General features: G+C 39.9%; 15 protein-coding genes. 5 read left to right on the top strand and 10 right to left on the bottom strand.

Going from position 1 to position 13,047, the window contains the following annotated elements:
• Positions 1-49 precede the first annotated feature (49 nt).
• The gene (locus B5Y67_RS18105) at positions 50-238 is read left to right on the top strand and encodes a hypothetical protein (protein ID WP_088227806.1); all 189 of its coding nucleotides are present in this window, start codon (positions 50-52) and stop codon (positions 236-238) included.
• A gap of 109 nt (positions 239-347) precedes the next feature.
• On the opposite strand, the gene B5Y67_RS18110 is transcribed toward B5Y67_RS18105, so the two are convergent.
• The 9 genes from B5Y67_RS18110 to B5Y67_RS18155 form a co-directional block, all read right to left on the bottom strand.
• Entirely contained in the window at positions 348-1,058 is a 711-nt protein-coding gene (locus tag B5Y67_RS18110) for a phosphoadenosine phosphosulfate reductase family protein (protein WP_170932739.1), read from the bottom strand.
• 15 nt (positions 1,059-1,073) lie between these two features.
• The gene (locus tag B5Y67_RS18115; RefSeq protein WP_088227808.1) at positions 1,074-1,823 is read right to left on the bottom strand and encodes an MBL fold metallo-hydrolase; all 750 of its coding nucleotides are present in this window, start codon (positions 1,821-1,823) and stop codon (positions 1,074-1,076) included.
• A 3-nt stretch (positions 1,824-1,826) separates the two neighbouring features.
• Positions 1,827-2,552 carry a hypothetical protein gene (locus B5Y67_RS18120; RefSeq protein ID WP_088227809.1) on the bottom strand — a complete coding sequence of 242 codons (726 nt, stop codon included), beginning with the start codon at positions 2,550-2,552 and terminating at the stop codon, positions 1,827-1,829.
• A 377-nt stretch (positions 2,553-2,929) separates the two neighbouring features.
• On the bottom strand, positions 2,930-4,891 hold the full coding sequence (locus B5Y67_RS18130; protein ID WP_088227811.1) for a hypothetical protein: 1,962 nt from the start codon (positions 4,889-4,891) through the stop codon (positions 2,930-2,932).
• 236 nt (positions 4,892-5,127) lie between these two features.
• A complete protein-coding gene (locus tag B5Y67_RS18135) occupies positions 5,128-5,586 on the bottom strand; it encodes a hypothetical protein (RefSeq protein ID WP_088227812.1) in 459 nt (152 codons plus the stop codon).
• Between the two features lie 2 nt (positions 5,587-5,588).
• Positions 5,589-5,819, bottom strand: a complete 231-nt coding sequence (locus B5Y67_RS18140) for a hypothetical protein (protein WP_088227813.1) — start codon at positions 5,817-5,819, stop codon at positions 5,589-5,591.
• Positions 5,816-6,049 carry a hypothetical protein gene (locus B5Y67_RS18145; protein WP_088227814.1) on the bottom strand — a complete coding sequence of 78 codons (234 nt, stop codon included), beginning with the start codon at positions 6,047-6,049 and terminating at the stop codon, positions 5,816-5,818. The genes B5Y67_RS18140 and B5Y67_RS18145 overlap by 4 nt, the downstream gene beginning before the upstream one ends.
• A 197-nt stretch (positions 6,050-6,246) precedes the next feature.
• Positions 6,247-6,438 (bottom strand): helix-turn-helix domain-containing protein, encoded by a 192-nt coding sequence (locus B5Y67_RS18150; RefSeq protein WP_088227815.1) that lies wholly within the window; start codon positions 6,436-6,438, stop codon positions 6,247-6,249.
• A gap of 34 nt (positions 6,439-6,472) precedes the next feature.
• The gene (locus tag B5Y67_RS18155) at positions 6,473-6,682 is read right to left on the bottom strand and encodes a helix-turn-helix transcriptional regulator (protein ID WP_088227816.1); all 210 of its coding nucleotides are present in this window, start codon (positions 6,680-6,682) and stop codon (positions 6,473-6,475) included.
• Positions 6,683-6,843: 161 nt separating this feature from the next.
• On the opposite strand from B5Y67_RS18155, the gene B5Y67_RS18160 reads away from it, so the two are divergent.
• The 4 genes from B5Y67_RS18160 (at position 6,844) to B5Y67_RS18175 (ending at position 10,417) form a co-directional block, all read left to right on the top strand.
• A complete protein-coding gene (locus B5Y67_RS18160) occupies positions 6,844-7,167 on the top strand; it encodes a helix-turn-helix transcriptional regulator (protein WP_088227817.1) in 324 nt (107 codons plus the stop codon).
• On the top strand, positions 7,136-7,651 hold the full coding sequence (locus B5Y67_RS18165) for an ImmA/IrrE family metallo-endopeptidase (RefSeq protein WP_088227818.1): 516 nt from the start codon (positions 7,136-7,138) through the stop codon (positions 7,649-7,651). The genes B5Y67_RS18160 and B5Y67_RS18165 overlap by 32 nt, the downstream gene beginning before the upstream one ends.
• 100 nt (positions 7,652-7,751) lie before the next feature.
• The gene (locus B5Y67_RS18170; RefSeq protein ID WP_170932740.1) at positions 7,752-9,101 is read left to right on the top strand and encodes a site-specific integrase; all 1,350 of its coding nucleotides are present in this window, start codon (positions 7,752-7,754) and stop codon (positions 9,099-9,101) included.
• Between the two features lie 323 nt (positions 9,102-9,424).
• Positions 9,425-10,417 carry a tyrosine-type recombinase/integrase gene (locus B5Y67_RS18175; protein WP_088227820.1) on the top strand — a complete coding sequence of 331 codons (993 nt, stop codon included), beginning with the start codon at positions 9,425-9,427 and terminating at the stop codon, positions 10,415-10,417.
• A 375-nt stretch (positions 10,418-10,792) separates the two neighbouring features.
• Here the strand turns inward: B5Y67_RS18175 and B5Y67_RS18180 are convergent, their stop codons facing one another.
• A complete protein-coding gene (locus B5Y67_RS18180; RefSeq protein ID WP_170932741.1) occupies positions 10,793-12,721 on the bottom strand; it encodes an AAA family ATPase in 1,929 nt (642 codons plus the stop codon).
• Between the last annotated feature and the right edge of the window lie 326 nt (positions 12,722-13,047).

Raw genomic sequence — 13,047 nt, forward strand, 5'->3', positions numbered from 1 at the left:
TTTTGGGGAAAGATTAACCTATCCTTAAATCACAAAGGGGTTGTATCTTATGTCTGGCAAACTCAAGATTGAAATCGTCGACGATAAGAATGTACTCGAAATTTTTGAATCAGAACCTGGTAAACTAGCCTTTGTGATGTATCCCGATGATCCTAAAGATGACAGTATTCTTGAAGTTACCACTGATACGTCAGAATTTACATCGCTACTTAAACGACTTCTGGATATTACAGGCTAAAACAACGTTGTCCCCATTGACTTAGACGCAAGTGGATTATTCCATAATACTTCTTCGCGCTCGCGGCCGCCTTCCGCTAATGTCTTAGCTGTTTTCTGAATCCAGTGTTTTATAGTGAACAAATAAGGCATGGTTCCGCATCTGGCTCAGGCCATAATTTGAGCTGTTGTTCATCTGCTACTCTTAATTGACTAAGAGTAAACCTTTGGTTCCAACCCCATCCCTGTTTTGTGGTAATACTTGATTGTCTTTCCCATTCCTCTGCGACTCCATAAAGGGTCGGATGATGTTTAAGAAGTCCTAACCAATCACGTTTTTTCTGAAAGAAGCAAAAGAAACAAGATACATTACTGCGCCATTCGTAAACTGGATTTAGCAAGTCATAATTTGCGCAAAGTGCTTTTACATCTTTCTTGCCCATTCCAGCCTCAGCAAGGGGATATGCATTTTCGTATTTCTCAGTATTTTTACGTTCTAACCTTCGAGGTTCATCAGCTCTAATACCCACAAACACCTTTTCCGCTCTTATCTGATTAAAGAAATTCCTTTGAGGAACCATTTTGACCAACTTTGTACACCATCTCATTCTTGGACCAGGCAAAAGAAAACCATATTGCACTAAATGTTGAAAGAAACTTCCGTTACTCACAACATTTAGTTTTTTATCAATCCTCTGGGCCAATCTTGGGAGTATCCAATAAGTTTCGGGAAGTTCTCCCCCAGTATCACTGAAAACCATTTCAAAGTCTTCTCCACGTTCCCAAAGAAGGAGTGCCAATGCCGTACTATCTGCCCCGCCACTTACTGCTACATAGTTCAAAGAAATACCTCCTCCTTAAAACGGGCACATTTTCAACTCAATAACCTTCCTAGGCTCTGCGACCTCAACGTCCTTCATAGTCAGATCACGTATCTCCCGGACCATTCTCGCTGCGTCTGCATTTCCATCCGAAAGGTGAATGAGTACAATTGTCCTTACTTGCATCAGATCATTGGCCTGAAGAAAGCTCTTAACATTATCCAAACTAAAATGACTTTCGAGCAGCCGGTTCTTTAATGATTCTGGGATCCGTCCGGCCACGATGTTTTCCTCGAGGATATCTCGACAGTAATTACATTCGACCATGATGTAATTAAGGCCATTGAACCGATATCGAATGTAAAAGGTATCCGTCGCAAAGAGCAATTTCTCTCCGGTTGGCCGATACTGAATTAGATACCCGAGTGGTTCAGCAGCATCATGTTGAACATCAAATGCCATGATAGCAAAATCCTCAATATTGAACTGCATACCATTCTTTACTACTTGCGCCCGATAAAACCTATGCTCATAAGCATTAAGCGCCTTGGCTGTGCCATTTGACATAACAGTAGTAATCCCAGCCCACATAACGTCCTTAACAGCCTTAGAATGGTCTTTGTGTTCGTGAGTGATAAGACAGCCGTGTACGTTATATAAATCAAAATCCAAAGCCTTTTGTATTTCTTTGAAGGGAACCCCTGCATCTAGCAGGAGGCTACCTGTTTGTGTCTCGAGGATGTAACAATTTCCTTTGCTCGATGAGCCTATTACTTTTAGTATCATGGCTTAGAAGTCCGGTCCTAGAGTTTGTTGGAGTTCTGCTTCGTGTTCTGGCTTATCCTCGATTTGCTCTGTTTCAGGCGAAGGTTCTGGTTCTGATTCTGGCCCGATATCAATGATTGGTCCTTTATTGGCATTTTGATCAATTACGATCTCGGGATCATTACCGCCAATATCGATAATTTCTTCTGTCGTGTGCATTCCCATGGCCATCTCAGGAGCATATGCTCGGATAAACCAACTAGCAGCCCGGTACATAAGCATTTGTTCTTGCATGGTCTGCCACTTGCTCCCGTTCTTGGTGTACCATCCTTCTTTTTTGGCGATCTCTATTGTCACTGTTGATCCTTCAAGTTTTTCACCTGTTGCCTTTTCAATAGCCCAGGCTTTACAGCCATATTGATCTGTGCCTTTTTTACCAATCCATTCATAGCGAAGGGATGAGAAACGTCCTGAGGTATTAAATGTGGAAATTAAGAATTGGCTTGACCATCCTGGGCGCCCATATACAATAAATAGATTTTGCATAACCATTAATGGATCCGCGCCCATTCTACTTGCCATATTTAGGGCAATTACGCAGTTTGGTATGTTATTTTGATAATCCTTGGGAACAAGTGAAGAGTTGGCTAATAACGTGGCTGCTCTTTGGGTAAATTCAAAACTTTTTAAGCTCATAAATCCTGGCATTATTTCGGAATCCTCATTTTTGACGGCTAATTCATTTGACATGGTATATTCCTCCGTTTTCTTGTTATTATTTTAAATTCATCTTGAATTACACTCGCAACATCCTGGTAGGGCCTTTGTTAACTCGTGATTGGCATTATAAATACCGGAAATGGTAGAAGTTCCTCTGCTATTAGTGATAATCAAATTGTTATCGCTTCGTTCTATTAAAAGTTTTTTTCTTAACTCATTAATACCTCGCATTATATTTTCTCTTTCTCGTGGGTTCGTGCTATAGCAAGATCCATCAAATTCGCTTTCTAATCTCTTGAGAGCGCTCATCATGCGCCCCCTAGCTCTCTTTGCCTTTTTACGTGCTCTTGTTTCTGGCCGCATATCTTAACCATCTCTCTCACTTTCTTGTTTATTGTGCGTTAATCTCATACAACCTCCACTCTCAGAACCTTATCCGGTTCACTCTTAATCAAGTTAATGACCTGACTTTGAGTATCAATGATCCTTGAAACCGACTCTCTAAAGTCAATCCAGATTGGAGCTAAGCAGCCATAGTGATCAGCCAGGACATTTATAATGTCTAAGCCAGCATTAACCTTTCCAGCATGGTTCACGTTCGGCCAGGTAACACCATCAACCATAGCCTCGCAACATTCGTTTATACCGCCGTTAATCTGAACATCAAAGAGCTTCCACTTAACGATCTTGAACCGACTGTTAATGTTCCCCTCTAAGAGATTAACCTTAGCCATAATGAACTGCTCGATAAGATTCCGTTGTTTCTCAAACTCGCTAAGTTGTTGAGCAAGTGTACGTTCCTCAGCCTTGAGTTCTTCGATCCTAGCCTTAGTTTTAATGGCAACATCCCGCGTATGAAGAAGGTTATTCAGAGTCTCAATTTGCTCAGTAACTTTAGCTTTCTGTTGAAGAAGTTCAGAAGTTGTGTCCTCGACAGGTTTATTTAGCTCCTCCATAAGAGCGTTATATTGGGATTGAAGGCGTCGATATTGTTCATCGACATTATAATTAGGCGCGGTGTGATCTTTGGCCTCAGCATTGATCTCTTTGTTGATCTCAGACAGGCGCTCATCAATTTCCGCGATCTTTAATTCATTATTGGTTAAGTCTTTCTTCATGGTCTCAATCTCTTCCGAGATGGCTGTTTGCTTGGCGCCAATCTCCTTACCCTCGGATCTGGCTTTATCCATAGTTTGAGCTTTAGCATGTTCGAAGTTATGCCGCATCTGTTCAATACGCTCTTGCTTCTGGCCTTGGGGAAGACCTTGTCCACACGTTGGGCAAACAAAAGCTTCCGGATCAGGTTCTTTGAACTGCTTCTCGTTCTCTTGAATCCAGGTTTGACGTAATTCAACGAGTTTTGCCTCGTTATTGGCAAATAAGGTTTCCTTGTCCTTGATTTTTGGCCCCGTCATTTGAGAAGCAACTTCTAGGCGATATTTTTCATTTTCAAGCTTGGCCTTTTCATCAGTCAGCTGCCTTGATCCAGCCCGAGCTTCTGCATCAAGTTCGTTCTTCCGTTTCTCAATTGCAGAACTCAGTTTAAAGGATTCTTGTTGCTTCTGGCGAAAATCGGCGGTTAATTGACTCGCATCTAACATGCTTTTCTCGATCTTCTGAAGAGTTGCTTTATGTTCGAGCAATCCAGCTTCAACCACGGAATAATTAATTTCTTCACCAAGTACGGTCCTGGAAAGCTCGTTGATCTTGATGGGTATAGCTTTGATTTGCTCATTGAGCATTTTGATTTTCTCAGCAATAATCTTTCGTTGGTCATTGATCGATTTGCCTGAAAGGATTTCCGTTAGAGATTCCAAGCTTTTATCCGAAGCAATAACATCGGCATCAGATACATCTCCGCAAATCTCCATGAGTGTTTTACGTCGGTCCTCCCATTTGATCTGGGTACAAAAGAAAAATGGATTCGTCAGGAGCTTAAAAACTGTCTCATTAATAATCGAGTTGATAGCTGCTGCATATTCCCTGGCCTTGGCCGGGACCTCATCAATCCAATAACTTGTTTCATGGCCATCGAATTCATCAGTTGTAGTACCACGTTTTCTGGTCCATTTTTCCTTGAGCATCTTTCGAAGAGTTTTGGGCTGCCCATTGATTAATAGATGGAGAGTAACGTCCGTCTCAAGGAAATGAATGTCGCTTCCGTCCTTGTCTTGAGGCTTGACTGAGAAGTCTGCCCTGTTTGCGCTATCCTTACCGAACAGAACCCAAAGAAAAGCGTCTTCACCAGTTGTTTTCCCGGTACCGTTCTCGCCAAATATAAAAGCGTTTAGGCCGCCAATATCCAGGATAAAATCCTTGATCCCTTTAAAATTCCGAATCTCCATTTTGGAGAGTAAAATTTGATTCATCTGCAATTCTCCTTTTCATCAAATTGCTGCCGGCACCGGCACATAAGACCCGCAATTTGGCCTATTCGTACAACTATCACAATTCAAGAAACACGCCTCTTCGCCGCAGATCAACATTGTCAACTCTTCGTAACTTTCTTTCCAAGACTGAGCGCAACTTAGACATTTACATACTCTCTTGGCCTTAGACCGAGAATTTCTGATCTTCCTGTTTGGCATAACGTAATTTTTAATGGTCATGCCAAACACCTCTCAACATGATAAATACAAATTCGCTTAGCCGCAGATCCCCTGCATTCGTTATGGCAGTGATAAACTGTAGAGGGTAATTCGAGATGACAATCTCCAAGGAATTTGCATTTAAAGCAAAGACAATTTTTGCAATCCGGTCCAAGTTCAATTAAGGGAAAGTTCATTAATGGTTCTATTTTTGAGGTATCCATGTTACAATCAGGGTGAATATTTTTTGTTTGAGCTTCCGTTGGCGCGGGAGCTATTTTTATTTCCCGGGGTAATGGGTTATCCATTCCGGCTTCATCATATGCTTTGAGCATCTCCACGATCTCGGCAAACTTTTCCTCTAAATCAATATGACCAAGGCCAGCAATTCCTTCGATAACGCCAATAGTATAGTCTGCTAAAAATTCCTTGCCATTTTTCTCAACATAGCTGACTAACATCGATTTGTAATCCATAGTTATTGCCCCCAATTCGTTGAATCGATATAGACTGGATTTACATACTTTTGTCCTATCTTCCGGTCATCTACATAATCCACGACGACTTCATCATCGGTTACAGTAACGAGCGTTTTGTGGTCCCTCACTGTTAGGCCGCTACGCATGAGTTGGGCCCAATGCTTGCGATAGCGATAATCGGCGATATAATCTTTCACTAACTTAATTAACTTTGTAATCTTTTTAATCATCGTCTCCCTCCTTTTCCCTTTCTTTTGTTTCGCCTGGACATATAGCGTTCATAACGGCTTGACTTGGTTTTGATTGTTTCCGTGGTAATAATGGGTCCTTGTGTATACCAATAACCTTCTGGGCCTAGAACCCAAAGAGCACCACATAAGCATTTAGTCTTGACTTCTGCCTCTGGGAATTCCATGGGTAAACCGCAGTAACATGTTTGGGATGCTTGCTTGAGTACCATGGGGCTTACCTCCTTAAGCAATGACTCCGACAATCAAGAGAATGCGCTGAGCTTTTAAATAGCGCTTGAAGTCCGATATGCTACCACGAAAGCTGTCAATGCCGAGCTTGTCCAATGTGATCACCTCCCCTCAATACCAACGTTTTCACAAGCAAGCCTCGCTCCTCCTCAATATAGAACTCATCCAAAAATAAGACTCAAACTATTTTGAAATTCTCTACCTCTTGTTGCGTCATCCATGCATCAAGACCTGCTTGCCGGAAAAGATATCTTCCTCCACATCGAATTGGAGTTATTTTTTTACGCTTAACCATTTCTAGTAATAACCAGTACGAAATCCCAAGGTATTCTGCTGCCTCTTTTGAGCTAAGTGTTGCTCTTTGAATCATGCCATTCCCCACCTTTTTGTTAACGCGCCCGCCTTTATCTACTTAAAGTAGATCCGGGGCTAAAAAAAATTTCATCCACAGGCAAATTAACTATTTTACAGAACTCTTTTGCTTTTCCAACAGGCATCTCGTCAGCATTATGCTCCCATTTCATATATGTTTGCCGGTGTACTCCGAGTAATTCGGCTACTTTCTTCTGCGAAAGCTCCTTTCTCAGTCTTGCTTGTTTTGCTGATATTGCCATGTTTTTCTCCCCTCTTTTCTTATAGCTTGAGTTAATAGTAGTCTACTAAAAGTAGATTGTCAACAACAAAAACTATATTTTTTCTATCTTTTGGTTGATATTTTTCAACATATCAATTATAATCTACTTAAAATAGACAGGGAAATAATGGAGGTAAAACCGTGGGAATTAGTGAAAATATTAAGGCCCTACGCGAAAAATATGGACTTACACAACAGGATCTAGCTGAGATAGCTGGTGTATCAAATAAGGCGGTATCAGCTTGGGAAACAGGTCAGAAAGAGCCCCGCATGGGAGCAATTGAAAAAATAGCTAATCACTTCAAGATTAGAAAGAGTAACTTAATTGAAGAAGATGGATTAGCAGAATCCGAAACAGATCTGCCAAAGACGATCGCAGCGCATTTTGAGGGGGATGATTATACACAAGAAGAACTACAGGAAATTTTAGAATATGCAAAATACATCAAGTCAAAGCGGAAATGAGAGTGATGTCGGTTTGGTTTTGTCTAATTCATTATTGATAGAAGTAGAAAAACGAGGAATAAGTATTGAGGAACATTGTTTTAAAACAAAAAAGCTTAAGGGGCTCTATGTAGATAATGTAATCATTCTTAATCCGGCAAATATCAAGAATAGCGCAGAAAGACGTTGCGTTTTATGCGAAGAACTTGGACATTATGAAACAACTGATGGCAACATCCTAGACTTATCAGATATTCGAAATCGAAAACAGGAAAAACGTGCACGAAATTGGGCATACGAAAAACTAATACCTCTCCAGAGCATTGTGGAAGCTTCCAAAGAGGGAGTTTGCAACAGATATGAACTCGCAGAATTTTTAGATGTTACAGAGGACTTCCTGGACGAGGCAATAAAGCATTACAGAGAGAAATATGGACTTTATTCGGAATGGGAAAGCTTCATAATATATTTTGATCCGTTAGGGGTACTTGAGACTTACAACTAGTATTACTTTAAGATAATGTCCCCTTATATATATTTTTTTACCATTTTGGGAACGTATGTTTCTAATAATGGGAACCTACATTCGAAAGGAGATAACTCAGATGGCCCATGCAGAATTCAAGGGGATAGGAACCAAAGGGCAGGCTAAATTTCGCCTCTATTTCGACGGCCCCAAAAAAGCCGATGGCAGACGAAACCAGAAGAAGGAATCCTATTCCATCGACCCCCTACCCGAGAAAGCCGGCGCTATTGCTAATGCTGCAAAGAATAGGCAAAAAGGCATTGCAACTAAAACTGAAAACCTCCTATTAGAGCGATTCGAGAAAAAAGCTACTGAATCAGCTGAGACTGAAGCAAAGAAAAGAGAAGATGAAATTAATAAACCGAACTATGTTGAACCGGTTGTAAACAAAGAACACTTTGTGAATCATTCTGCTCGTTGGCTGAAATATAAAGCTGGCACTGCACGCAAGGGAAAGCGTCAGCCTAAGACCGTCTGGAGATATGAGCAACTACTTCAGCGTATCGATGATTTTTTTCAGAGCGATTTTGTTGAAGACATAAACATTGATAGGGTTGAGGAGTTCTATGCTTGGTTAGCAAGGCAACCCAAAAAAAGGGGGAAAAATCAAAAGAAAGATCCCGAAGGTTTTCTCTCGGAACGGACGCAGTGGCATTATCACCGCTGTCTCTATTACATCTTAGAGTATGCTGTCGCTCGTGAAAAGTTAGCCTCTAACCCTTGTCGCCATGTCAGACCACAAGAAATACCTGATGATCTAGACGAAAAAAGGCCAGACTCTTACACGGCTGACGAGGCAGCCAAAATACGCGAATTAATGGAGAAGGAACCTCTAAAGAATAGAGTTTTTGTACAGATCGCCCTAGAGATTGGACCACGCCCAGAAGAAATACATGCCCTCAAGTGGGTAGATATTGATTTCAAAAACCGGCTTATAGACTTTAATAAAACGTGGCAATATATCCCCAAAAAAGGATCTTTTGAAAAGCCGCATTTAAAAAACAAATCTAGTCGCCGTAAAATTAAGGTATCGGCGAGCACCACATTTCTTCTGAAGCAACTAAAAAATGAGCAGGAAGTCGAAGCAAAGAAAGCAGGTAGCAAATGGGTCAATAGCGGTGCTTTATTTGTAAATTGGCAAGGGAAACAACTATCTGCCACTTGGGCCGGTGACTGGTGGAGGAAGTGGATACTTACAACAGATCTGCCAGTTAAAACTTTATATTGCCTGCGCCATACGTGTCTTAGTCTTCTTCTTGATGCTGGAGCAAACCCACTCGAGGTAGCCCGTATGGCAGGACACTCTAACGCAGAAATGCTCTGGAGGGTTTACGGGCACGCCGTAGAAAAAGAACATTTTGCCGGTGCAGATATCATGGAGTCAATCATGAAGAAGAAACAAAAAGAACCTTCTCCGCAACTAAGTTAAAAGGTGGAACAAAAGTGGAACTTTCGATTCAAAAACAAGCCCAAATCAACATTACGATACCTGAAACTAAAATTTCAAAACATGGATATACCAATGGTTTCAGCACTTAACCTAAACATACAAAACGAAAAGGAATGGTCTCCAAAACCGTCAGTGAGGGTTCGACTCCTTCATCCCCTGCCAATGACGTTTAAAACGTAGAGTACATAAGGGTTTCGTACATTTTTCGTGAATGTTACGAGACTCTTTTTGATTTGTCTGATTATTCGAGACCGTTGGTGTGGTTTGCTCCTCATCTAAATATTAGAAAGTGAGGAATACCAATGGTTAGACAACGATTAACGGTCAAGGACAACAACGGTTTTAAACCGTCTGTTATTCGTGACCGACGTGAGCAGACCGTCCTATCAACACAAGATTTCCTAGAATTACACGGCAAGTTCATCCAGCACAAAGCCTTAGAAGGTCTGGCTCCACGGACTCTAAAGGACCATCTTACCCATATGGGGTACTTCAAAAAATTTCTCTTTGAAGACCAACGGTTTAGTCTAGACCGTTATATTGACGTGGACGTGTTTCGAGGGTATTTAAGCCATATGATTTCCGATAAGAGTCTAAAACCATGCACAATTAACATTAGATTACGGACCCTAAAATGTTTTTTGAAATGGTTGTTCGATGAAGATTATATCGATTTTAACTACTCCCTAAAATTAAAACTAGTTAAAACCCCCGAAGACACTATTAAGCCTCTTTCCGATTCGGACACCCGTAAAATGTTAAAAGCCCCAGACAGAAGTACGTATTCAGGCTTGAGAGACTTTTGCCTAATGGTTCTAATGTTAGACTGTGGAATCAGAATCGGTGAGGCCGTAAAATTAACGGTCAACGATGTTGATACAAGGCTTGGTTTAATTAATGTACGTCCTGAAAATGCCAAAACACGAGTTTATCGGCAATTGCCCATAAGCCAAAAGACTTGTAAACTCTTGATCGAGTTAATCAAGATTGCCCAAGATAATGACTCAGAGTACGTTTTTCAATCCACTTTTGGTGGGATGGTGAGCAAGGATAACATTATTGCTTATTTTGAAAAGTATGGCAAGAAAGCCGGGGTCAAGGTTCGGTGTACCCCTCACATTTTTAGACATACTTTTGCAACAAACTTCGTCAGGTCAGGTGGGGATATCTTTACACTACAAAAAATACTAGGACACTCCACCCTTGTAATGTGCCGTAAATATATTCAACTAGATAACTCAGACTTAGTTCGGAAACATCACCAAGCTAATCCATTAGATAAATATATTCAATAATGAGCTATAAGAAGTGAGACACTCACCTTACTTTTGTCGAATTAAACTGTGTAATCGTTACGGAAATAAACCCCACCGACCCTACCCAACCAAAACAACATCCAAGAGGTAGAGGTAAAACCAACCAAGATCCTCCAATCTACCTACGTAAGGTGTCATATTCAAGTGGTGGCTAATTCCAGACATTAATTAACTCGTCTACACCATACAGTTACTTTACTTTAGGAAATCAAGAAAGCAGTCGATAACTGGGTACAATCTTCCCATGTCGGCTGCTCTAATGATCTCGGTTTAAAATTAAAACTGAACAGTATTAATTAACAATTTGTCCCCCTTTTAGCTAAGATTTTTATGACATTGGCAATTTGAGTAAATTTACTCCAATAGTTTATTAACGTCTTTAAAAAATTTTTCAAATCGTTCTAATGTAATTTCTAGATCCGGCCATTCAATTTCCGGGTGTTCCACTAGGTAAACAGATGGTTGAAAATGATCAAACTCTGGAACTTCTGGGGGCAACGTCCCAAAGTATTCTTCCACCTTCTTAACAATCCTCATCGACTTGCATTCACTTTTTGCTGCATTAAATTCACACCCGCCTTCCAATTTATAACAATGGTTGATAAGGCTACTATAAAAATTTATACCTATTAAATCCTCTACGTCAGCCTCTGATTGTCCTGCATACATTTCGGCAGAAAAGACATGTCCCTGCCTTAATAATTCTGACTCTCTTAAACTCCTAATCTTCTTTTTATCCCCTTCTGCATAATCAGTTAGAACTGCTACATGTAATTTATTCCCACCAAAAAGAGCCACGAAACTAGAAATTTTATCCACACCACCAGCTGGAGCAACTGTCCACCTAGGGTCAAGTCCTTCTCTATTTCTTTTCTTCAATTGAGTAGTAAACCATCTTATGTAAAGGAGGTCTGAAGGTCCCTCAACTAATAATGTATTTTTTCCAACAAATAATGTTTGGGTTATATCATAACCTAAGGCAGCCTGTAATGGGAATATAGTATCAGAATCGGTTGCAAGTACATGATCCCCAACTTTAGTTCCAAGAACTTCCCCCTCAATCGAAGAAAGATCCTCGACTGTTCTAACACTTAGTATGTTTTCTGCATCTATCATAAATGGAGAATGAGTTGTATAAATAACCTGATACTTTGGTAGGAGCTTTTCCTTAATAAATCGAAGTAAATCACTCTGTGCTTTGGCATGTAAATTTAGACCAGGTTCATCTAATAGCAATAAAAGGTTATCTCCGTAAACATTTTGAATGTGTGAAAACCATGCCAAAAATGAAAAGAACCAAATGAATCCTGAACTTCGTTCATCGAAATTGACAGATACTTCATGACGTTTATTGTAAATACGAGTCCTTAAAATATTACCTGTATTAAATGGTGGTGGATCATTTGGTCTTCCAACATCGAATCTAATTTGAACAGACAGATCCTTGTTTTGACTCCAATACTCGAAGATTTGTTTAGATATACGATTTGAAGTAGACTCAAGCTTTGCAATCAATCGTTCAGCTTTAGTTGCTGAAGAAAATGTTTCTGGTGTAACCCCTGCAAGATATAAGAGAGCAACAAAGGTCTTTTCTTGGGTGTTCAATTGGTTTTGACTACGTTTCTGAATAAATTGTTCATATTGGACTTGTCCAGGAAGAGTTTGATATTGGGAAAAATATAGAATTTTAGGAATGTACTCTATAAGTAACTTATTTGCAACTTCACTAACGGACCGATCAGGAAATATCTTAATCAGCATTTGGAATAACTTGTCCTGTTCGTCGTTTCTTCCTTGTATCTGTTCCAAATGGTTAATTAAGGCTTTTACATCTTCAAAATTGCCATCAACAGGCATCTCTTCAATGCCACATTGTTCTAAATAGTAGTTTATTACAGACTGCTGATTTATTTCTATCTTAAGGATATATTCATTGTCATAACCTTTTAATATTACTATTGTAGGGCTCAACAGTGAACCTCTACCCAATACCTGTTCGATTTGTTCAACCTCTTTGTCCGTCAATTCCCATTGTGTATTAAGCACGTTTGAACGATCTACAAGTAATCCTTCTTCAAACTCCGACAGGAACCTTCTCGGATACTCTTCAATATCAAATTTGTCCTGACTTAAATCTACAGGATTTAGTTTATACAAGGCTTCTAATAGACTACTTTTTCCAGATTCGTTCTTCCCCACAAGACAAGTGACGGGTTCAATTGTAAATTCTCCAGAATCCTCAATGCACTTGTAGTTTTCAATACGTAATGTTTTAAGAATCACCAAAATCCCCCCTTAATCCGGTCAATATAATGGCATAATTCTCTATTTTACATTAAATACCTCTATAAATTTTTAAATATATTCGTAGTAATTGATTTAAACGATGAAATTCACTTGACGTAATGTAAGAGATGTTTTATGAATGCAAAATTCTCGTAAGAACGGGTAAGGATTAACAATATCGTACCGTAAGGTGTACCTTTTGATACGGAAATCAATCTTTCAAGAATCTAGTCATATCAGCATTTCGGAAACGTCAATTACGTAGCAAAAGGTTCTAAAGTAAATTATGGTACGTATCATTATCTTTATTGACCTTTTGATAC

This window comes from Desulfosporosinus sp. FKB (assembly GCF_002196705.1).
Classification (GTDB): Bacteria; Bacillota; Desulfitobacteriia; order Desulfitobacteriales; family Desulfitobacteriaceae; genus Desulfosporosinus.